This window comes from Streptococcus infantis (genome assembly GCF_047464215.1).
In the GTDB taxonomy this organism is placed as follows: Bacteria; Bacillota; Bacilli; order Lactobacillales; family Streptococcaceae; genus Streptococcus; species Streptococcus infantis_P.
This window is the reverse complement of the sequence record NZ_JASHCG010000001.1, coordinates 15,466-38,185: the sequence shown is the minus strand read 5'-3', so window position 1 is coordinate 38,185 and position 22,720 is coordinate 15,466. Positions and strand designations below refer to the sequence as shown.

Genomic DNA, 22,720 nt, shown 5'->3' with positions numbered 1-22,720 from the left:
AGCTTTGGATTATTTAAAGATTGAAGTTTTAAAGCTATCTGTTTGTTGAAGAAGTTTCTTGAAGACTTTCTCTTTCAAAGCAACAGTATTGTCAAATTTAACAGATCCCTTACTTAGAGTAGCCTTATCTTTATCAACTGCTTCAGCAAATGCGCGTTTCAAGTCTTCATAGCTATTGTATGTCTTACCATCAATTTCAATAGATTGAATTCCATTTTTGGCACTTGTCACAACTTCTTTGAAGTAAGCTTTCTTCCAATCTTCAAGATTGTTGAATTTTCCTTCAGAAATCTTGCTAATGATGAAGTCATCACCTAGAGTATCTTTTCCAGCTTTTTTAGATTCAGCTTTTAGCATGTTAGAAGCATAGTTTAAGAAGCCTTTTTCGTAGCCATAGTAACCCCAGATTCTGAAGGTATTGTGTTTAAATGACATCGCTCCAGGAGCACCTTCACTTGTGTTCCCACCGTAGATACCTGCAGTAATAGGTACAGTGACATAAGCAGAATCAAAGTCAGTTGGGTTGTAAACTCTGTTGCCTGGACCACGGTTGGTCATGAAGTTATTCGTAACTAAGTCATCAACTGTACGCAAAGGAATAGTCTTTTCATCATCACTTAAAGGTCGAACCTTATCGAATTGGTTCTTGGTGTTATTTCCTCGATATTGCTTATCAACCTTCTTGAACCAAGCGTTGTTTAAATCTTGATTTGCTTTATTGAGGACAGCCTCTCCTTCAAGGTAATCAAGAAGCATGAGAGTATCATTGAAGCCTTTCATGTAACGATCAATTTCTTCACGAGATTTAAGGTCATTTGGATTTGTGTTGTACCATTGGTTTCCATTATTTGGACGTTCGTAGGCCATGTTTAATCCTAGAGCTTTAAAGTCACCATTTGGACTAGATTCAGCAGGAGATTGTAACATCCCTTGAGCAAACGCTTCTAAGTCCGTACCTTCACGATGTCCCGAACCTCCTAAATAAACCATACGGTCATTTACGTGAGTTGTTTCGTGAGTAAAGGCTGAAATACCAAAGTCACTAATCATATCTGTCACCATGAAGAAAACAGAATCATCTTTATATGGTTTAGGATAAACACGAGCTACTGCTCCCATACGACCGTCTGTTGCGTGATAACGACCTGTTGGTCCATATAATTCACGTACCGGAGCAACGTCTTTACCACTAGCAGTGTGGCCGTAACGGTCTGTGCTAATACCTTTATAGTTTTGGTTATCTAATACCGGTGTAGGTACCATGTTGTTGCTCTTAAGTAGTTGATTACGAACTTTATCCAATGATAAGCGTGACCAGAAGTCTAGGTAGTTTTGTTGACCTTTGGCTACTTTATCGATTTCTTTCTTGAATGCTTCACGTTCTGCTTCAGTATACTTGCCATATTTCTCAAATGAGCTGTATGCCATAGTGTTATATGTTGAGATTAAGAACATATGTGCATCTTTTAAGTTCAGAAGGGGAAGAATCATCTTACCGTGCATATCGTTGTTTAATCCTTCATAGGCTCTGTGTTTCTTATCAGCAAACTCAGGAGTTGTTGTTTTTGGTTCCACGATATAGACATTATCTTTAGTTGCTTTAATGAACCAATCATTTAGATCTTTGTCTTCTGTGAATAGACGCATATTATAGTCTAAGAAACTGTTTAACTCGCCTATACCGATAACTCCACCGATAGTTTCGCGATAAGCTTCTAAAGTTCTATCACCTTTAATGTTATTTTCTTTGGAACCAATCTTGATCAAGAAGTCTAACACATTGACATTTTTACCATAGAAGTCTGGTTTGAACAACATGAGTTGCTTGATATTGAAGTTATCAAACTTAACTCCGTAGTAACGATTGAGGTAAGACAAACCAAGAAGAACAGCAGCCTTGTTGTCATCAATCTTCTTGATCAAAGCACGTTTAGCAGCTTCATCTGTGTTTAATTGATGGTCTTCATTTTCAAGCAACTGTTTCACAAATCTAGCCAGATTATCCTTGACTTCTTTGAAGCTTTCTTCTAGGTAAAGATCTTTTATAGCGTTAACTTTATTTTGTCCTGTTCTACCTAGGTGTGTGTAGATAGGATCTGATTGCAATTCTACTAGGCTTAATTTTTCAACAATAGCATTGATAAGATCGCTGCGATCTTTGTCAACCATGTTCGGAGTGTAAACAACTTCTCCAAGTTCAGCAATGCTGTACTCTTTGACTTGTTTGACCTTAGAGTCTTTCGGTGAAACAGTAAAGATGTCTTTAGTCTTATCACCATAATGAACCATAATATGGTCAGCATCAGCCAATTCTGTCACAAAGGCATTTCCCTTCATGGCAGTAACAGACAAGATTTCTTTAGTCAAGAGAGGACTACCTGCAGCAAGTTTGTTTCCTTGGTCTACGATCCATTCTTTATTATAGAAAGGTTGTAATTTTTCGATATTACGGTAGGCAAGTTCACGAGAGGCATCGTAATCTTGAGTATCTTTATAAGTATCAGCTTTTACTTTCTTATTATTGAGAGTATCCTCAACAAGAGGTTTAATTTCAAACGTATCAGCAGTGATACCGAATTCAGCGATCTTTTTATTTGCTTCTTCAAGACTGATTTCTTGAATTCTGTTAGTACGAGAACGTTTGAATGAACGTTTACCAGAGCTGACATCTTTAACAACATAGTTTCGCTCAATCCAATCGTTTGTATAGTAACCGTCTTCTTCGTCTAAGTCTTTTGAACCGTAGAACTCTTCACCATTTTCAACTTTCATCATTGAAACAGTATCAGCAACTCTACCCCATGTCCAGTTTTTACTAATGAATCCACCAACCTCAACAGGTGTCTTAACATTAATGGTTCCTTTAGTAACAGCATTACGAACAGAAGCATACTTGTCGATTCCATTAGGATCCGAACCATTATCAGATCTAGCAAGAAGACCACCAACACGAGCTTTATTTGCTGTAATATCAGCATCTACATAAGCGTGTTTGATATTCCCTCTCCAAATTTCACCGGCAATACCACCAATATCCCAGCCTTTGTCACCAACACCAGTAAGTTTACCAATGAATGCGACATTTTTAAGTAGGCCACCAACATCTGCTTTATTGACAATACCAGCAATACCATCTTTACCAAGAACACTACCAGTCACCTTGACATTCTCAACTGTAGCATTTTTAATCGTTCTTGCAAGTGGTGAAATATTTTCAGCCCAAGGCATATTGATATCAACGTTACCTAGGTTAATATTTGTAACCGAGCCACCCTCGATATTATCGAACAATTGACGAGCCATATTGTGGATTGTGTACTGCTTTCCTTCAACACTTGTTAAAGTTCCACTAAACTTACCAGGTACATATTGTTTATTTGGTGTTGGAACATTAGCTGCATTAAGATCAGCACCTAGTTTAAATGTTCCATTTTTATTGTCCTGCATGGCCTTTACAAGATCATTGAAATCGTAATAAACATCACCTTCATGAGCTTTTGGCTTAGCAAAGTAATGGACATATTCTTCTGCAAACTGATTATTTGCATTGCGTTGGACTAGGTCTGGTGCTTTAGCAGTGACTTTGAACAAGTCTTTACCATCAACTGTGACTTCTTCAATCTTATCAACTGCAAGTTTTGTCACCTTGTTATCATGAGTTGTCACTTTCAAGTAATAAGGTTTCACATCTGATGGTTTAGCTGACAATAGACTATTATCAATTTCTACACCTTGGTCATCAACACTGATAAGGCTGGTTTCCTTGATGTTTTTGACTTCGACTTTTTTGAGATCAAGTCGCAGTGGTTCTTCCGCAAGAACTACTTCTTCGTTCCCATTTCCACGATCGTAAACCATCTTGGTCGCAATCTTGTAGTCCTTGTAGTATTTCAAGTTTGTAAGATTTGCAGTCAGGTCTCCCTCAGACATGTTGACTGTTTGAAGGTTAGTGTCTCCCTCTTTCAAGACAACTTCAAGAGATTTAATGGTTACACCTGTTGGTTTAACCAATTGGTAACGAACCTTGGCACTACGCTCTAATTCTTCTTTATCTATATGAGTGAGGGTCAACGTTGGCTCAGTCAGGATTTGATCACCTTTTTTGATGATACGATCTTGAACTGCTTCAACAACTTCCTCTGAAATCGTTGGAGCATCTGCAGTTTTCACGCCCTTAAGAGTCTTATAGACTTTGGTAATCTTTTTCTTACCGTTTTGACCAGCTTGAGCAACAACTTCTGTTCCCTTCGGAAGAGTGCTGTCTACTTCTGTTCTTGTCTCGAAAGGAATTTCTTCAAATGAAACTTCTTCAACTTGACCTTCAATAGCCTTTGTACCGCGACTAATTTTTTCGTTTACTGGCGCCTTAACAGTTTCTGTACTCGTACTGATTGGGTCCCCAACTTTTTGACCATTGACAGTCTTATAGACACGGTGAATCAGCTGACTTCCGGCTTGACCATTTTGAATTACTGTTTCTTCATCAGTGTAGCGAGTATCATCTGTTACATACTCTCTTGTATATGGGACTTCCACAGTTTCAGTTTCTGTGACAGTTGCTTCAGCTACTGTATACTCTGGCAATTCTGGTTGAACCAAAGATTCACCTTGATGGCCCTCTTCTTGCGTGCCTTTAGCTGTAAGCTCGCCGGTGTAGGCTGGCAATTCTGGCTGAACTAGGGATTCACCTTCGTGACCCTCTTCTTGGGTTCCTTTAGTGCTAAGCTCACCTGTGTAGGCTGGCAATTCTGGCTGAACTAAGGACTCACCTTGGTGACCCTCTTCTTGGGTTCCTTTAGTGCTAAGCTCGCCGGTGTAGGCTGGAGCTTCTGGCTGAACTAGAGATTCACCTTGGTGGCCCTCTTCTTGAGTTCCTTTAGCGCTAATCTCACCTGTGTAGGCTGGCAACTCTGGCTGAACTAAGGACTCACCTTCGTGACCTGCTTCTTGCGTACCTTTTGCTGTAATTTCGCCTGTGTAGGCTGGTTCTTCTGGTTGAACTAAAGCTTCGCCTTGGTGACCCTCTTCTTGCGTGCCTTTAGCACTGATCTCACCGGTGTAGGCTGGCAATTCTGGCTGAACCAAAGATTCGCCTTCGTGACCTGCTTCTTGAGTGCCTTTAGCGCTAAGTTCGCCTGTATAGGCTGGCAATTCTGGTTGAACCAAAGATTCGCCTTCGTGGCCTGCTTCTTGAGTTCCTTTAGCGCTAAGTTCGCCTGTATAGGCTGACAATTCTGGCTGAACCAAAGATTCGCCTTCATGGCCTGCTTCTTGAGTTCCTTTAGCGCTAAGTTCACCTGTATAGGCTGGCAATTCTGGCTGAACCAAAGATTCGCCTTCGTGGCCTGCTTCTTGAGTGCCTTTAGCGCTAAGTTCGCCTGTATAGGCTGGCAACTCTGGCTGAACCAAAGATTCGCCTTCGTGGCCTGCTTCTTGAGTGCCTTTAGCGCTAAGTTCGCCTGTATAGGCTGGCAATTCTGGCTGAACTAGGGATTCGCCTTCGTGGCCTTCTTCTTGAGTTCCCTTAGCAGTCGTCATTTGCTCTGGTTGGTCTTGGAAGTCTGATGCTTTAAAGTAACCGACGTACTCGTATCCTTCGATTTGAATGACACCTTTTGCCAAGTCCTCTTGACTACTTGCTGCAATCGTTTGATTGAAGGACACCAAGATTTTATTCTCAAAGGCTTGAGCAGACTGAGGGATAAAGTAACTACCACCTAGAGCCCCAATAAAGAGAATACCCAACATTTTATTGCGGTGTTTTTTAGACATCACCACAACAACCATAGACGCTGTTGCAAAACCAAGAGTTGCTAGAGCCAACTCCTTGCTTCCAGTGTTCGGCAATTGTTGAGAATTCACTTCCTTTTTTCTGTAAACAAGATAGACAACATCATCTTGCTTTAAATCTGAAGGAAGTTCGCGATGGATCAAAGCTTTTTCTGATTCCGTCAATTCCTGTTCAGCCAAATAGCGGTAATGAACTTGGTTAGGTGTTGCTACTTCGTTAGCTGCAACAGTTTCAACTAAAAAGTTGTTTGCTCCCAAAAGAAATGTCCCGATAACTGCAGAACCTACACCAACTGAGAACTTCCGAATAGAGTATTTAATAACTTTATCAAACTGCATTTTTCTGTTTTTCATTTTAAATCTTTCTAATGTGATCTATTGGATATTGAGCACGCGCCCCTCCAATGAGTTTTGGTCGACTAGCAAGTGCCGTTACATGAGCCTTACCAATCTCTCTTAAGACTGGCCGAATGGGTACCTGAACATGTTTGATATGCATCCCAATAGCAGTATCTCCGATGTCCAAACCAGCATCAGCTCTAATAAATTCGACCTCCACAGGATCCTTCATATAGCGGAAGGCGGCCAATTGACCAGAACCTCCTGCATGTAAGGTCGGGAGTACACTCACAATCTCCAACTGATGTTTTATAGCTACTTCTCGTTCAACAACTAAAGCCCGATTGACATGTTCACAACCTTGAACAGCCAGGTGAATTCCCTTAGCCGTCAACAGTTCCAACATAGTCTTGACAATTAGTTCACCGATTTCCTGACTCGAATCTTTTCCGATGTGTCCTCCCAGCACTTCACTCGAAGACAAACCCAAGACAAATAGTGCTCCCTCCTGTAAAGAAGCCTTGTCTAGTACATCTTCAAGAATCTGCTGTGTTTCTATTTGAATCCGTCTTTGGTCCATATTTCACCTCGCTTTTTTCATTCTATCATATCGTTTTTCATCAATTTTAGCAAGATTGGAAGACATAGGAATACCATTTGCTCGGATTCAAAAACTATATGAGGGCTCTTTTCAAAAACTGATTCAAATTTTATCTATTTTCAAATATAAACTAAAATTATACTTTGAAAACAAAAAAATATAATAGTTTAGTAAAATCGTTGATGTAACAACATTTACACCTAAAAGATTTGTCAGTCAATTCGATTCTAAACTACCGAAAGTAACTTCCTCCATTCTACCCCATTTCTTACTTTTAAGCTACTACTTTACCTTATTTTTTGGACTTTTTTTCTACTTTGTACCAACCTTTGACCATTCAGAAAATTTTCTTGAAATTATGCTAAAATTTTAATTCTACTATCAAATTATAATATAGCAATTTTTTGAATACAAACTGTATCCAATTTTTTAAAAATAGATTTTACAGAGAAGATAACAAAAGGCGGTGGGACAGAAATCAATAGACAAAGTCTAGATTTCGTAGTCCCAGCCCCGCGAGGATGATTAGGAGCTTTTTGGAGTCTAATACTCAATGAAAATCAAAGAGCAAACTAGGAAGCTAGCCGCAGGCTGTACCTGAGTACGGCAAGGTGACGCTGACGTGGTTTGAATTTGATTTTCGAAGAGTATAAAAGACGAACAAAAAGTTCAATCATCTACCGCGTCAAAGTTTGATTGCTAATAAAAAGTGAGGTCGGGATCTTTTGTCCCAACCTCTTTTTCTAGATTAAACTTTTTGGAGTCCTTGAACAGCATCATGATTGATGAGTAATTGCCCATATTCTTGTAGGACAGAACGGCTGATATCACTATCATCCGCAAATTCTCGCATACGTGCCAACAACCAAGCTGGATAAAGGCTAGGTTGGTCTTCTACATCAACTAAGACTGTTAGATAGTACTGGTCATTCATCTTGTAGAGTTCTGAAGTCTCCATTTGGTAGTCAACCGTTTTGGCCAAAGAAACCAAATTAGATAAATCGTCAAAACATAAGATGTAGTAGATATAAGGCTCTCTTTTTCCTTCTTCTACTTCGAGGGCTTCATCAAGCGCTGCTTCTTCTTCCTTTTCAACCTGCTCTAAAGATTGAATAGCTTCAATATCATCTTTAGTTTTTTCTGCCATGGTTTTCTCCAAGGTTTTCAAAAACTCATCTGGAGACATTTTGGCCAATTCATCCATATCTGGAAGGTCTGCCAAATCGTCAAAGTCCAAATTCTGATCAATCTTAGACTTGGTCACAAAAACATCAACCTTGTCTGGCTTAGGTGTTACTCGAAAACTAAGCATACCTGTATCCAAGAAGCTATCTGGCATCTCTAACTCATCCAAGATTGCATAGAAAAATTCTTCTGTTTTTTCCTGTGGAACGAGAAAGTCTGCGATTTCCATTCCACGATCCATCAAATCTTCTAGAGACATGGTGATTTTTAAAGTCGTATCACTGATTTGTTTCATTTTCATAGTTCGTAACCTCATACTTTCAGTTCTATCTATTATACAAGATTTCAAAAATTTTATCAAAAGAATGGCGTTGGAATGTGATATAATACTAGTATCTATTTTAGAATGTAAGAAAGAAAGTTTCATGAAAAATATAAAAGTTAATGCTTTGGCTAGCTTGCTGGTCAATATCTTGAATATCGTTTTTCCTTTGATTACTAATCCCTATCTAACGCGGATTCTTAGCAAATCGAATTACGGTTACTTCAACACTGCCAACACCTGGGCAAGCTTTGTCATTCCACTCGCTGCCTTTGGGATTTACAATTATGGGATTCGAGCCATTAGTAAAGTTAAGGATGACAAAAACAAGATCAATTATGTCTTTTCTAAGTTATTCTATATTTCGCTAATTACTTCAGTTGTAACAACAGTTATCTACTTCCTCTTTATTCACTTTGATACCAGTATTGTCAACCTCAAAATCCTTTATTATATCCTTGGAATCCAAGCACTCTTTCAATTTCTAAATATCGAGTGGATGAATGAAGCCTACGAGAATTATTCTTTTATCCTTTATAAAACACTGGTTATTCGGATTGGAATGTTGGTCGCTATCTTCGCTTTCGTTAAGACACCTGATGATATCGTCCCTTATGCTACCATCATGAGTGCGACAACTATCATCAACTATCTGCTAAGCTTCCTCTGGATTAAACGAGAGGTCTCCTTTGTTAAGATTGAGTTCATCGAACTTCTCAAGTCATCTAAACCTCTCCTAACTATGCTCCTTCTAGCAAATGCTAATATGCTCTATACCTTGCTAGACCGTATGTTTATTACCAAAGGACCTGATGAGAATTACATCTCATACTACACCATCGCCTCCAGTATCGTTATGCTGATCGCTAGTGTCCTTAGCGGAGCTATCAACGTCAGCATCCCACGACTTGGTTATTATCTAGGAAAAAAAGATTTTACTTCTTATAAAAATTTGGTCAATCAGGGCGCATCCCTCTTTTACTTCCTCATGATTCCTACCAGTATTGGTATTATGGTTTTGGGAACCTATGCTACAGTTATTTACTCTTCTGAGAAATATCTAGAAGCCGGAATTGTAACAAGTGTCTTTGCCTTTCGTACCATTATCTGGGCCATCGAATTAATCCTTGCTAAACAAATTATCTTTATCAATGACCATGAAAATCACTTGACTGCTTTCTACTTTATCGGAGGTGGTGCAAATATTCTATTTAACTCCTTGCTGTTTTTCAATAATATCTTCACTCCTGAATACTACATTGGAACAACCGTTCTAGCTGAAGCAATTGTGGTTCTGCTAGAGATTCGCTTTATTAAGAAGTACAAACTATTGGATTTGAAAGAGATTTTTACAACCTTAACTCGCTACACAATCGTGTCACTCGGTTTCATCCCAATTTATTTTGTTTTTAAAACCCTCTTCCAAGTTCATAGCTACGAAGTTACGATGAATATGATCAGCATGGTTCTTTCTACAATCGCAGCTTGTGGCATCTATTACGCTATCACACTCTTTATTATCAAAGATAAAACACTTCATTATGCACTTGATCTAGTTCGTGCTAAGATTAAAAGAGGATAGAGGTCATTAGCCTTCTCAAAAATGTTCAAATTAAATATTATGTAACAAAAAGAAGACCTTACAGAGTCTTCTTTTTTCTATACGGCCTACACAATAAATACTCACTCAATGAACTTGTTAGAGCAAACGAGTTCAAGACGACACCGACCTAGCTTTAAAAAATTAGAAAGAGTATCACTTACAAATCTACTGTTAGTACCTTCCCAGCTCTCACGACTTGCTCACCTGCAATATAGACGTCATTGACATCACTGGATTTCACGGCATAAACTAAGTGAGAAAGCATGTTTTCTTGTGGTTGGAGATGAATTTTACCTTGGGGCTGAATAACGAGAAAGTCAGCCTGCTTGCCAACTTCTATACTACCAATCACATCTTCCATTCCTAACACCTTAGCACCCTCGATCGTCAAGGCTTTAAGGGCAGTCTCGATTGGAAATTGACTGGCATCACCACTCTTCATCTTCTGCAAGAGTGCTGCAGTCCGCCCTTCCTCAAACATATCCAGGTTATTGTTAGAGGCAACTGAGTCAGTCGCAATCCCGACTGGCACCCCTGCCTTTTGAAGTTGGACGACTGGTGCAATGCCTGAGGCTAGCTTGAGATTGCTGATAGGATTGTGGGCGATAGCGACTTGTGAATCTGCCAAGCGGGTAATTTCTGCTTCATTTAACTCCACACCGTGGGCAAATACAGCCTGATGATCTAAATAGCCAAGTTCATCTAGAAAGGCTATTGGACGTTTACCATAACGTTTCAGGATAATCCCTGACTCTTCTTTTGTTTCTGCCACATGAATATGAAGTGGAATATCTTCTTCTTTTGCTAGGTTCAAACTAGCCTCTAACAATTCTCGACTACAACTGTAGGGCGAATGAGGAGCCACCATAACCTTGAACTTGGAATCCTGATAGCCTTTGATTGTCTCGATAACAGATCGAGTTCTGGCTATGGTTTCATCCGTCGTCTCGGTTTCTGAAGAAAAGAGGGTCGGAGAGAAATAGCAACGCATCTTGGATGCCTTGACTGCATCATAAATCTTCTCTATCTCCACTCCATTGGGATTGTACATATCATTGAAAGTTGTCGTTCCTGACTGGAGCATCTCTGTTAGCGCCTCTTTGACGGCCTTTGTAGTCATCTCTGGTGTAAATTCTGCTTCTGCTGGCCAGATATAGTCTTCTAGCCATTCGTGGAGATTGCTATCATCACGAATCCCCCTCAAGCCTGTCATTGCAGAGTGAGTATGGCAGTTAACCAAACCAGGCATGATCCAAGCACCCTGATAGTCTATGATTTGATTTGCTTGCTTGAGAATTTCTTGATTTTCCTGACCGACATAGACGATTTGAGAATTTTCAAGAGCTAAGATACCATCCATGTAGACATGGAAATCTTGGTCACAAGTCACGATATTTACATGCTGAAAGACTTTCATCAATAGGCTCCTTTTCTAAATTATACTCTTCGAAAATCAAATTCAAACCACGTCAGCGTCGCCTAGCCGTATATATGTTACTGACTTCGTCAGTTCTATCTACAACCTCAAAGCAGTGCTTTGAGCAACCTGCGGCTAGCTTCCTAGTTTGCTCTTTGATTTTCATTGAGTATTAGCTTTCATACTAGATAATTTTTCTAGCTATTGTAACAAAAAAGTCACCCGAAGGCAACTTTTATTCTGTATTTGCTTTATAAACGATTAAAAGTCTATTCTGGACTAAAAGCAGCTGCTTCTTGCATTTGATAGTATTTGCCTTTTCTCGCCATGAGTTCCTGATGATTGCCATACTCGACAATATCTCCATCCACCAAGACAAGAATCAAATCAGCATCCTGAATGGTCGATAAACGGTGAGCGATGATAAAGCTTGTCCGCCCCTTCATGAGTTTGGCAAAGGCATCCTGAACCAAGATCTCTGTCCGGGTATCGATGGATGAAGTCGCCTCATCTAAGATCAGAATCTTAGGAATGGCTAGAAAGACACGGGCAATGGTCAAGAGCTGAGCCTGACCAACAGACAAGGATTCACCCGCATTTTCTAACTTAGTATTATAACCCTGGGGCAACTGTTGGATAAAGAAATCTGCGTTGGCTGCCTTAGCTGCTGCAATAACCTGCTCTCGACTAGCATCAGGATTGCCAAAGGCAATATTGTCATGAATGCTTCCTTGCTTGAGCCAGGTTTCTTGAAGCACCATTCCAAACTGCTGTCGAAGAGAAGCTCGAGTATAGTCATAAATGGAACGGCCATCCAGTAAAATATCTCCAGAGTTAATCGGGTAAAAACGCATGAGGAGATTGATAAGGGTAGATTTCCCAGCACCCGTTGGTCCAACGATAGCAACCTTACTACCAGCTGGAATATCAATAGACAAGTCCTTGATTAAGATCTTTTCAGGGTTGTAGCCAAAAGAAACATGCTTAAAGGAAATAGCTCCCTTGACCTGGTCGCTGTTCAAGACTTCAAGACCTGTTTCTCTAATCTCAGGGCTTTCTAAAACAGTATAAACACGTTCTGCACAAGCCAAGGCACTTTGCAACTCAGCTAAGACCGATGAAATATCATTAAAAGGCTTAGTGTACTGCTGCACATAGTTCAAAAAGGTCACTAAACGTCCAACTGTCAAAGTAGAGCCCATCATGATACGGAAAGCACCAACTCCAGCAAGAAGAGCATAAATAAGGGCATTTACAAAACGGGTTGAAGGATTGACTGTCGAAGAATAAAAGATAGCCGACTGAGAATAACCTGCGTAGTTATCATTTGCCTCATGAAGTCTCTCGATAAATTCTTCCTGGGCATTAAAAGACTGGATAATGTTCTGTTGGGTGAGCGATTCCTCGATTAGCTGGGTTTGAATACCCCTAGACTCTGTCTGTTTTTGAAAGAGATAGTAGGATCTCTTGGCGATAAAGCGTGAAATGACCATAGACAGAGGTGTTAAGAGCAGAACTAATAGAGTCATCAAAAGATGAATTTGAAGCATAGCAAGGATACTGACCAAAATCATCAGAACTCCGATGAAAAATTGGTTGAAAATCATATTCAGTCCCGCTGCTAACTGCTCGATGTCTGTCGTCACACGGCTGACCATTTCTCCACTCCCCTGTCTATCTACAAGGGCAATCGGGAGACGATGGAGTTTTTGAATGATTTTTTCACGTAAATCTCTGGTATAGGAGAAAATAAGACGGTTATAGAGGAGAGGATTGACCCATTGTACCAGTGTATTTCCTATGACCACCAATATCATCTGGAGAAAAATCTGCCAAAATACCTGAGATGAGCCCGTCACTAGGACTTGGTCAATTACTTGTCCAATCAAGATTGGAAGATAGATTGATAGGGCCACTTGAGCAATGGTTCCTAAGAAAGCCAGGAAAAGAAGGACGGGATGACTTGCTAAATCTTTTGCCAATTGTTTGAGGGTTTGACTTGCATGTTTACCTTTCATTCTAGTCCTCCTTTCCATGTTGGGATGCATTGATTTCACGATAGACTTGGCTAGATTTCATCAATTCCTCATGATTTCCAAGCGCTAATTGCTGACCTTTTTCTAAAAGGAGAATTTGATCAGCAATCTTCAAGGTTGAAGTTCGTTGGGAAATCAAAACCAAGCTGGTGTTTGGCAAGTTCTCCTGAATGGCCTTTAGAAGATTGGACTCGGTGATGGTATCAAGGGCTGAAGTCGCATCATCGAGGATGAGAAAAGGAGCTTGACGTAAAACTGCTCTGGCAATAGATAAACGTTGTTTTTGCCCACCTGAGAAATTACGGCCGCCTGCTTGAACTTCTGCGTCCAACTGACCTTCCTTTTCACTGACAAAGTCCTTGGCCTGGGCAATTTCCAAGGCCTGCCAGAGTTCATGGTCAGAGACTGCCTCATCCATACCCAGAGTCAAGTTAGAACGAATGGTTCCTTTAAAAAGTTCAACCTTTTGAGGGACATAGGCCATCCACGATCGCCATTCAGAAAGATCGCGAGGACTACGTCCATCTCGATAAAGGGAAATGCTTCCCTTATCTGCCGGATAGAGCCCAAGTAGGACTTGTACCAAGGTTGACTTACCAGAACCAGTTCCCCCAATGATTCCAAGAATTTGTCCTTGTTGCATAGCAAAAGAAATATCTCTCAGAGAAGGTTGGGCAGCATCTGGATAGGTAAAGGATAAATGTTCAACTCGTAAGGACTGGTTCGAGGAAGTTTCTTTTTGAGCAATTTCTGCCAGTATATCTTCAGGTTCTTCAGCGAAGACTTCCTCAATTCGCTTAGCTGATATATAGGACTGGTTGAGTGAATTAATCAGCATGGCTAGTTTAATCAACTCTACCAAGATTTGCAGGAGATAGTTGATTAAAGCAATCAAGGCTCCCTGACTGAGCCAGCCTCCCTGGATAGAAAAATAGCCATTCCAGATAATCACCAGCAGAGTTCCGTTGACGATCAAATAGGTCAAGGGGGTCAAGAGACTGGACCAGTATCCTGTTTTCATTTGGATAGCCATATAGACTTGGTTTAGTACTTGGAAATGTTCAATTTCTCGTTTTTCTTGACCAAAGGCACGAATCACACGCATACCTTGTATCTGTTGGCGCGTCTCCTGAACCAGCTGGTCAGTTTTCTTTCTCAAACTACTGTAGAGGGGATTGACCAACCGTGACAGAACGACAATGACAAGGGTCAAAATGGCAACCATGACCAAGAACCAGAAGGTCAATTCAGGCGAGAGGCGATAGGCCATGAAAATGGCACCGAAAACAATAATAGGCGCCCTTAAAAATAAGCGTAAAAATTGATTGATCCCTGTCTGAATCTGATAGGTATCTGAAGTCAAACGCGTCACCAAACTCGAAGTCGTCAAACGGTCTCTACTATCCTTGGGCAAGGAGAGAATATGACGATAGAGATCATTGGTCAACTCTTTAGCAAATCCGACCGACGCCTTGGCTGAGTAAAACTGAGCTACTAAGGCTACCAAAACGCCGATAACTGCAAACACAAAGAGGAGACCCATTTGCATCCAGAGATGAGCTTGATCTTTTTGAGGGATGGATTGGTCGACAATCCCAGCTATCACCATGGGTACCAAGAGTTCAAAAACAGCTTCTAGCAGCTTAAACAAGGGTGCTAGGAAAGACTCCTTGAGATAGGGTTTAAAGTAAGAAAGTAATTGTTTCATATGTCCCTTCTAATTCAAAATGAAGAAGGTGGAAAAACCACCATCTTCTTTTATTTGTTCAAATATGGAAGTAGGTAGCCATAACCAGCCTCTTCCATTTCATCCTTAGCGATGAATCGTAGAGAGGCAGAATTGATACAATAGCGTAAGCCACCTAGTTCCTGAGGCCCGTCTGTAAAGACATGTCCCAAGTGAGCATTTCCTGAACGTGACCGGACTTCGATACGTTCCATACCATGACTCAAGTTCTGGTAGTAATGAATGAGTTCCTTGGAAATAGGACGGCTAAAACTTGGCCAACCACAGCCTGAGGCAAACTTATCCTTGGCAAAGAAGAGGGGCTCCCCAGTCGTGATATCGACATAAATCCCTTCCTCAAAAGTTTGGTCATAAGCATTGCTAAAGGGAGCTTCCGTCGCTGCCTCTTGCGTGACTCTATAGGACTCTTCTGACAAATTTTCTCTTAAAACTGCCTGACTAGGTTTTTCATAGTTGGCGGCATCTATCAGTGGTTTCTCCGCATCCCTCACATCAATGTGGCAATAACCACCAGGATTTTTCTTGAGGTAGTCTTGGTGATAGTCCTCAGCCAGGATATAGTGACGAAGCTTCTCCACTTCTACTGCTATCTTGCGTCCAAGCATGCGCTCCTGCTCTTGGACAAGAGCATAGATAGTCGGTAAATCCTCTTCGTCTTGATAATAAATCCCTGTGCGGTACTGACGACCACGGTCGTTTCCTTGTTGGTTGACAGATAATGGATCAATGACTCGGAAATAATAAAGCAAAATCTCACGGAGCGAGACTGCTTTTTCATCATAGATAACTTGCACAGTCTCTGCATGATCTGTTTCTTTGATTAATTGATAATTGGTAGTTTCAACTTGACCATTAGCGTAACCAACACTGGTTTGCAACACTCCAGAAATACGTGAAAAGTACTCTTCCAAGCCCCAAAAACAACCGCCTGCTAGATATATTTCTGCCATTTCAAATCCTCCTTGACCAACTATCGGTCGCTAAACACGGGAAACCTTTCATACTCTTCGAAAATCAAATTCAAACCATGTCAGCGTCGCCTTGCCGTAGATATATGTAACTGACATCGTCAGTCTTATCTACAACCTCAAAGCATTGCTTTGAGCAACCTGCGGCTCGCTTCCTAGTTTGCTCTTTGATTTTCATTGAGTATCAGTTCTCACGTTTCATTTTCAAAAAAAGGACAGGAAGCCCTCTAATAGAGAGTTTCCCCATCCTATCGCTATATTTATTTTTCTTCGACGCGAACGCCTTCTGTGTCTACTTGCAAGTCATGAAGCTTGCCTTTGAAAGGTTGCTTTTCAAGCTCTGCCTTAATCTTTGGCATCTTGTCAGGGTCAGCCAAGACCATGACAGTCGGACCAGCTCCAGAGAGGTAGGTTGCATAAGCACCATTTTTCTTGGCAACTTTTTTGATGGTCGCAAATTCTCGCACCAGTTCTTGACGGTAACGCTCGTGGAAGAGGTCACTCTCGATAGCTTGGCCTGCTTTAACCATGTCACCAGTCAGTAGAGCTGCAATAGCTACATTGGCGATAGAACTTGCTGCAACAGCTTCCTTGTAAGAAAGTTTCTTAGGCAAGACACCACGACTATCGCGAGTACGCAATTCATAGTTTGGAATATAAGCTAAGAAAGCACACTCTGGGAAAGGAGCCACAACTGCTGAAACCTGATCTTCGACTGAGCTTGCAATGACGAGATTTCCATAGATAGCAGGTGCAACATTATCAGGGTGTCCCTCAATCTTAGTCGCCAACTGTAATTTTTCATGTTTGCTTAGCTTCAAGTTTCCGAGTTGATTTGCCAGCTCAATCCCTGCAACGATGACTGAACTAGAAGAACCAAGCCCACGTGCAAGAGGAATATCACTAATCATTTTCAAACGTCGTGGTTGTAGGTCTGGAACAATTTGTAAAGCAATCTTCAGCAAAAGATTACGCTCATCCCGTGGAATCCATTTGCCTAATTGGTGCTCGATCATCCATTCTTCACGTTCCTCACAAACCTGAATTTCTAGATACTTGGTTACAGCTACACCAACTGAGTCAAAACCAGGACCCACATTGGCACTCGTAGCGGGTACAATAATCTTCATCTTAGTCTCCTAAAACCTTGAAGGTGTTGAGAAGTTCAAATTCAGTTACACCCTTCAAAGCTGCTGTAATATTTTCAAGTTGCGCCTTGTTGATTTTATGAGTGATGATGACAACACGAGCCTTGCCTTCTTGCTTACCATCTTGAAGGATTTGCTTGAAGGAGATATCTTCCGCATTAAAGAGCTCAGCCAATTTCAAGACTTGACCTTTTGAGTCAGGAGCCAAGATTGAGAAATAATAGTTAGCTTTGACATCTTCTGGCTTAGCTAAGACCACTGGGCGGCTGTATTCATTAAAGGCTTTTCCAATTGTACCGTCATTCAAACGACGAACGATACGAACGATATCAGCTACGACACTCGTCGCAGTTGGTTTTTGTCCGGCACCTGGTCCGTAGTACATAGATTCACCGATACCAATAGACTCCACAAAGACTGCATTCATGACCCCATTGACACTTGCAAGTGGGTGAGCCTTAGGAAGGAAAGTTGGTGTAACCTCGGCAGCGATTCCAGATGGTGTTTCTTCGATAGAACCTACTAATTTAACCACATAACCAAGATCTTGGGCAACTGCCACATCCTCTGGAGTGATGTTGCGGATTCCTTGATGGGCCACATCTTCAAATTTGACATTCATCCCAAATGCAAACTGGCTAAGGATGACCATCTTGTAGGCTGCATCAATCCCGTCAACGTCATTGGTTGGGTCGCTCTCAGCAAAGCCAAGTCGTTGGGCTTCAGCAAGGGCATCTGCATAAGACCAACCTTCTTCTACCATTTTAGTCATCATGAAGTTTGATGTGCCATTGACGACACCAAGAACACGTGTGATTTTGTCTGATGCTAGTGAGTTGACCAAGGTACGAAGAATTGGGATTCCTCCCGCAACAGCTGCTTCATAATAAAGAGCAACATTATGAGCTTTGGCAATCTCAAGCAATTCTGCACCATGAACAGCCAAAAGGTCCTTGTTTGCTGTCACGACATGTTTCCCTGATTCTAAAGCACGAGTGATAAATGTTTTTGCCGGTTCGATACGTCCCATCAACTCAACAACGATTGTGATATCTTTGTCTGACAAGATTTCATCAATATTTGTTACAAAATTAAAATCATTTCCTGCTTCAAGCAAGCGTGCTTTCTCTTCATCGTCTTTGACCAAAACTTTAGCTACTTCAATTTCTGAATGTGCTGCTTGAACAATTTTTTCTCCATTTTCCTTTAGCAAGAATGGTACACCACTGGCTACTGTACCAAATCCAAGTAAAGCAATCTTAACTGACATGTTTGTCTCCTCGAAATTTTCTAATAGTCCTATTATACCAAAATTGTGCGAAAATTCCTACCATTCTGAACTAAAAATAGGAGCGTCAAATCATAAAAAAGCCTGCCCTGATACAACCTAGGGCAGACTCTATTTTCAATCTATTTCACAAAAGCCAATTCCTTGCCAGTAGACAGGTCTTCTCGATAGTGGAAACCTGCAAAGCTGAGCTTTTTGATTTCTTCTACCGAAGTCATCTGATTTTCCATCAAGGCTATTAAGAAAGCACCTCTAGCTTTCTTTGAAATGGTTGAGTGGACTTTAAGTTTTCCATCTCTGTCTTCCATAAACTTAAAGGTCACCATTTGCTCGCGAACCTCTTTAGGGAAGACAGTTTCAAATTCCGAAGACAAGAGAGAAAAAATTAATGATTCTTCTTGCATAGATTCTTCGTATGCCGCTTGCCAATGTTTTGTAAGACTTTTGCCTCTAACCTTGAGCTTCATCATAAAATCTAGTCTATGAGGAGCGATGGGTGCAAAGGCTGGAATCACACCGTAAAGAGCTGACGTTATCATGAGGTGTTTCTCCAGATAGGCTTGTTCAACCTTGCTTAGATTGTCCCTTTTGATGTTGCGGTACATGAGTCCATCAAAGAGTTGCAAAGCAGGATAAGAGTTTGCAGTTCCATTTTTTAAAGCTTGGATGCGTTCATACTCCTCTTGCGCCTTTTCGGCAGAGATTTTATAAAAATTTTCCAGTTCTTGAGCAGAATATATAGTTAGTTCGTCTAGTACTGCCTGACTTTCAGGACACAAGGGTTTTGCTTTTACAGTCGGAAGACTAGTGTTCATTTCTTTTGCGGTTGGGATTAGAATTTTCATAGTTTTAGTGTAGCATATTTTTCTAGGAGCACCAAGGATTTGAGCCTAAATAATACGACCTTCTAAATGATCGAGTTCATGCTGACAGATCTGAGCTGGAAAACCCGTCAGGGTAATGGTCTGTTCTTTCCAATGAATATCTCTATAGGATACGGTAATTTTTTCATACCTGGTTGTCGGTCTCACACCCGTCAGAGACAAACATCCTTCCTCGGTCTCGTAAGGCCCTTCAAAAGATTTGAGGATGGGATTAAACATGACCATGGGAATCATGCCGATATTAAAAATAATCACTCGCTTTTGCTCCCCAATCATATTAGCCGCTAGTCCAACACAGGTCTCACGATTGGCCTCTAGGGTATCTTGCAAATCCCTTGCTAGAGGTAAATCCTCCTGACTAGCAGGCTGGGATACCTGCGATAAAAATATCATATCTCTTACGATTTTCTTTTCCAAGTCTTCTTTCCTCCATCTTTTTCTCTACTTGATTATAGCATAAAATCTATTGACTTTTATCTTTACATAAAAACAAGAAAGCCATCCGAAGATGACTTTCATAGTGCATTAAATAGCGTTTTTATCTTTTCCAAGCGCTCGTTGAACTGCTTTGACAATCTCAACAAGGACTACAATCATAAGCGCTCCTACAGCGACCACCATCCATTGAGTCAAACTCAAATGTGACACGTGGAAGAGATTATTAAATCCAGGAACCAAAATTGTCACCACAAAGAGGACGAAGGCAACTGGGATAGACCAGTTAAAGGTCTTGTTTGTAAAGAGTCCCACTTTAAAGATCGATTGGTAAACCGACTTAACGTTAAAGGCATGAAGCAATTGGATCAAACCGAGAGTTGCAAAAGCCATGGTAAGGGCATCCGCATGGATTTCAGTATGACTTTGGTGCTCTGGGAAGAGAAGAGCCCAACCATAAACACCTAAAACCAGCATCGTTTGGAAGATCCCTTGATAAATGATTGCTCCGAAGACACCACCATCAAAGAAGTTAGACTTACGGCCACGTGGTTTGTGGGTCATGACACCTGGCTCAGCTGGTTCCACACCAAGGGCGATGGCTGGTAGCGTATCTGTTACCAGGTTAATCCATAGCAAATGCACTGGTTGAAGCACATCCCAACCTAACAAGGTTGCAAAGAAAATCGTGAAGACTTCAGCCATATTGGCAGACAAGAGGTATTGAATGGATTTTTGGATATTAGAGAAGACCTTACGTCCTTCTTCTACCGCTACGATAATAGTTGCAAAGTTATCATCAGCAAGGACCATATCCGAAGCTCCCTTAGAAACTTCTGTACCTGTAATCCCCATACCGATACCAATATCCGCTGTCTTAAGTGATGGTGCATCGTTGACCCCATCACCCGTCATAGCAACAACCTTACCTTCATTTTGCCATGCTTTCACGATACGAACCTTGTGCTCAGGTGATACACGAGCATAAACAGAGTATTGCTTGAAGACTTTTTGGAATTCTTCATCCGTGAGTTCATTCAACTCAGCACCCGTGAAGACATGGTCTTCTGTATCATTTGGATCAATGATTCCAAGACGTTTGGCAATGGCTTCAGCTGTATCTTGGTGGTCACCCGTGATCATGATTGGGCGGATACCTGCTTCTTTAGCGACACGTACAGCTTCTGCAGCTTCTGGACGCTCAGGGTCAATCATGCCGACCAAACCAGAGAAGATGAGGTCAGACTCAACGATTTCAGATTCCAAAGTTGGGATTTCCTTGCTTGTCTTATAAGCCATCATCAAGACACGAAGGGCTTGTTTGGCCAAGTCTTTGTTGGTGGCAAGGATAGCTTGTTTGTCTTCTTCTGTGATGGGACGAACTTCCCCATTGACTTCGATACGAGTCACACGTTTGAGCAATTGGTCAGGAGCACCCTTAACAGCGATAAAGTAAGTACCGTCTGCTTCCTTATGGATCGTAGACATAAGTTTACGGTCTGAGTCAAATGGCAATTCTGCCACACGTGGCTCATCCTTCAAGATTTCACGAACATCAAAGTTGTGGTCCAAACCAAACTGTACCAAGGCAGTCTCCGTTGGGTCACCAATCAATTTGCCAGATGGGTCCACTTTAGTGTCATTGGCAAAGTTCATGATACGAAGGGTATTGTTGCTCGCAGCAATCTCAGCTGCAGAGCTTTGCAATTGACCGTTAGTATAAACTTTTTCAACAGTCATTTGGTTCATGGTCAAGGTACCTGTTTTATCAGATGCAATGATTTCTGTTGAACCAAGTGTTTCAACGGCTGGCAATTTACGAACGATTGAATTACGTTTAGCCAGAGTTGTAGTTCCCAAAGAAAGAACGATGGTTACAATGGCAGGGAGACCTTCTGGAATCGCTGCAACCGCAAGAGCAACTGCAACCATCAAGCCTTCCAACGGATGCTCACCACGAACGAAGACACCAACCAAGAAAGTGATAATCGCAATCACAACGATTAAGTAAGTCAAGGCTTTAGATAATTGTTCCAAGCTTTGCTTCAATGGTGTTTCTGTCTCATCGGCATTAGCCAACATATCTGCAATCTTACCAACTTCTGTATACATACCAGTATTGGTTACGACACCAATACCACGACCGTAAGTTACGTTTGAGTTTTGGTAACTCATATTAACGCGGTCCCCAATACCAGCATCTGCTTCTACCACTTGAGTAATATCTTTTTCAACTGGTACAGATTCACCAGTAAGAGCAGCTTCTTCGATTTTAAGAGACGCCGCTTCAAGCAAACGCATATCGGCAGGCACCACATCTCCAGCTTCTAGCAAGACGATGTCCCCAGGCACCAATTCTTTTGAGTCAATCTCAATGACATGACCATCACGACGAACACGAGCCATCGGGCTAGACATATTTTTTAACGCTTCAATAGCTGCTTCAGCTTGACCTTCTTGGTAAACACCAAAGGCTGCATTCAAGACAACAACGGCCAAGATAATAATGGCATCTGTTAAACCATCCATTCCTTCTGTAATGACAGAAAGTGCGGCTGCCGCTAGCAAGATGATAATCATCAGATCCTTAAATTGATCAAGGAATTTAGCTAGTAGGCTACGTTTTTCGCCCTCTTCTAACTCATTTCGACCATAAGTCGCTAAGCGTTCTTGAGCTTGAGCAGTTGACAAACCTTCGACAGATGAGTCCAGATTCTTTAGGACTTCCTCAGAAGATTGTGTGTAAAACAAATCTTTATTTTGTTCTTTTGACAAAACAGTCTCCTCCTTTTTGGCCTCTTTTTACAAAAAAAGAGACCTGTTTTTTAAAAAAACAAGTCTCGCTGTTTAATATAGTGCCGGAAATAATTCGTAATGACGACACTATCGCGGTTAACCGCCAGCTACTCCCTTGAGTAGTTCTATTATATCAGAATTTCAAAAGTTTTCAAGGGTTG

13 protein-coding genes are annotated in these 22,720 nt (G+C 41.1%); 1 reads left to right on the top strand and 12 read right to left on the bottom strand.

All coding sequences use genetic code 11. The features are described from left to right. Nucleotides 1-9: 9 nt before the first annotated feature. From QM469_RS00130 to mecA, 3 genes are all read right to left on the bottom strand, one after another. Nucleotides 10-6,144, bottom strand: a complete 6,135-nt coding sequence (locus QM469_RS00130) for a ZmpA/ZmpB/ZmpC family metallo-endopeptidase (RefSeq protein WP_414275792.1) — start codon at nucleotides 6,142-6,144, stop codon at nucleotides 10-12. Nucleotide 6,145: 1 nt separating this feature from the next. Continuing rightward, nucleotides 6,146-6,709 carry a TIGR01440 family protein gene (locus QM469_RS00125; RefSeq protein WP_414275791.1) on the bottom strand — a complete coding sequence of 188 codons (564 nt, stop codon included), beginning with the start codon at nucleotides 6,707-6,709 and terminating at the stop codon, nucleotides 6,146-6,148. Between the two features lie 769 nt (nucleotides 6,710-7,478). Further along, the gene (gene mecA, locus QM469_RS00120; RefSeq protein WP_414308233.1) at nucleotides 7,479-8,216 is read right to left on the bottom strand and encodes an adaptor protein MecA; all 738 of its coding nucleotides are present in this window, start codon (nucleotides 8,214-8,216) and stop codon (nucleotides 7,479-7,481) included. A gap of 124 nt (nucleotides 8,217-8,340) precedes the next feature. On the opposite strand from mecA, the gene QM469_RS00115 reads away from it, so the two are divergent. After that, nucleotides 8,341-9,819 (top strand): oligosaccharide flippase family protein, encoded by a 1,479-nt coding sequence (locus QM469_RS00115; RefSeq protein ID WP_414275789.1) that lies wholly within the window; start codon nucleotides 8,341-8,343, stop codon nucleotides 9,817-9,819. A 178-nt stretch (nucleotides 9,820-9,997) separates the two neighbouring features. On the opposite strand, the gene QM469_RS00110 is transcribed toward QM469_RS00115, so the two are convergent. The 9 genes from QM469_RS00110 to QM469_RS00070 form a co-directional block, all read right to left on the bottom strand. Next, nucleotides 9,998-11,257: a TRZ/ATZ family protein gene (locus QM469_RS00110; RefSeq protein ID WP_414275788.1), complete on the bottom strand. Its 1,260-nt coding sequence runs from the start codon at nucleotides 11,255-11,257 to the stop codon at nucleotides 9,998-10,000. 269 nt (nucleotides 11,258-11,526) lie between these two features. Further along, the gene (locus tag QM469_RS00105; RefSeq protein ID WP_414275787.1) at nucleotides 11,527-13,275 is read right to left on the bottom strand and encodes an ABC transporter ATP-binding protein; all 1,749 of its coding nucleotides are present in this window, start codon (nucleotides 13,273-13,275) and stop codon (nucleotides 11,527-11,529) included. A 1-nt stretch (nucleotide 13,276) separates the two neighbouring features. Further along, nucleotides 13,277-15,001 (bottom strand): ABC transporter ATP-binding protein, encoded by a 1,725-nt coding sequence (locus QM469_RS00100; RefSeq protein WP_414275786.1) that lies wholly within the window; start codon nucleotides 14,999-15,001, stop codon nucleotides 13,277-13,279. Nucleotides 15,002-15,051: 50 nt separating this feature from the next. Next, nucleotides 15,052-15,990 carry a peptide-methionine (R)-S-oxide reductase MsrB gene (gene msrB / locus QM469_RS00095; protein WP_414275785.1) on the bottom strand — a complete coding sequence of 313 codons (939 nt, stop codon included), beginning with the start codon at nucleotides 15,988-15,990 and terminating at the stop codon, nucleotides 15,052-15,054. A gap of 278 nt (nucleotides 15,991-16,268) precedes the next feature. After that, nucleotides 16,269-17,138 carry a homoserine kinase gene (gene thrB / locus QM469_RS00090; RefSeq protein ID WP_414275784.1) on the bottom strand — a complete coding sequence of 290 codons (870 nt, stop codon included), beginning with the start codon at nucleotides 17,136-17,138 and terminating at the stop codon, nucleotides 16,269-16,271. A gap of 1 nt (nucleotide 17,139) precedes the next feature. After that, complete coding sequence (locus tag QM469_RS00085; RefSeq protein WP_414275783.1) at nucleotides 17,140-18,426, bottom strand: homoserine dehydrogenase; 1,287 nt, start codon at nucleotides 18,424-18,426, stop codon at nucleotides 17,140-17,142. 140 nt (nucleotides 18,427-18,566) lie between these two features. Further along, nucleotides 18,567-19,289 carry a peroxide stress protein YaaA gene (yaaA, locus tag QM469_RS00080; RefSeq protein WP_414275782.1) on the bottom strand — a complete coding sequence of 241 codons (723 nt, stop codon included), beginning with the start codon at nucleotides 19,287-19,289 and terminating at the stop codon, nucleotides 18,567-18,569. A gap of 45 nt (nucleotides 19,290-19,334) precedes the next feature. Beyond that, entirely contained in the window at nucleotides 19,335-19,745 is a 411-nt protein-coding gene (locus QM469_RS00075) for a peptide deformylase (RefSeq protein ID WP_414275781.1), read from the bottom strand. Between the two features lie 108 nt (nucleotides 19,746-19,853). Beyond that, the gene (locus tag QM469_RS00070; protein ID WP_414275780.1) at nucleotides 19,854-22,538 is read right to left on the bottom strand and encodes a cation-translocating P-type ATPase; all 2,685 of its coding nucleotides are present in this window, start codon (nucleotides 22,536-22,538) and stop codon (nucleotides 19,854-19,856) included. Nucleotides 22,539-22,720 lie beyond the last annotated feature (182 nt).

Bases quoted from the DNA above. Each gene is read 5' to 3' on its own strand.
- QM469_RS00130 (WP_414275792.1), bottom strand. From the start codon at position 6,144: ATGAAAAACAGAAAAATGCAGTTTGATAAAGTTATTAAATACTCTATT.
- QM469_RS00125 (WP_414275791.1), bottom strand. From the start codon at position 6,709: ATGGACCAAAGACGGATTCAAATAGAAACACAGCAGATTCTTGAAGAT.
- mecA (WP_414308233.1), bottom strand. From the start codon at position 8,216: ATGAAAATGAAACAAATCAGTGATACGACTTTAAAAATCACCATGTCT.
- QM469_RS00115 (WP_414275789.1), top strand. From the start codon at position 8,341: ATGAAAAATATAAAAGTTAATGCTTTGGCTAGCTTGCTGGTCAATATC.
- QM469_RS00110 (WP_414275788.1), bottom strand. From the start codon at position 11,257: ATGAAAGTCTTTCAGCATGTAAATATCGTGACTTGTGACCAAGATTTC.
- QM469_RS00105 (WP_414275787.1), bottom strand. From the start codon at position 13,275: ATGAAAGGTAAACATGCAAGTCAAACCCTCAAACAATTGGCAAAAGAT.
- QM469_RS00100 (WP_414275786.1), bottom strand. From the start codon at position 15,001: ATGAAACAATTACTTTCTTACTTTAAACCCTATCTCAAGGAGTCTTTC.
- msrB (WP_414275785.1), bottom strand. From the start codon at position 15,990: ATGGCAGAAATATATCTAGCAGGCGGTTGTTTTTGGGGCTTGGAAGAG.
- thrB (WP_414275784.1), bottom strand. From the start codon at position 17,138: ATGAAGATTATTGTACCCGCTACGAGTGCCAATGTGGGTCCTGGTTTT.
- QM469_RS00085 (WP_414275783.1), bottom strand. From the start codon at position 18,426: ATGTCAGTTAAGATTGCTTTACTTGGATTTGGTACAGTAGCCAGTGGT.
- yaaA (WP_414275782.1), bottom strand. From the start codon at position 19,289: ATGAAAATTCTAATCCCAACCGCAAAAGAAATGAACACTAGTCTTCCG.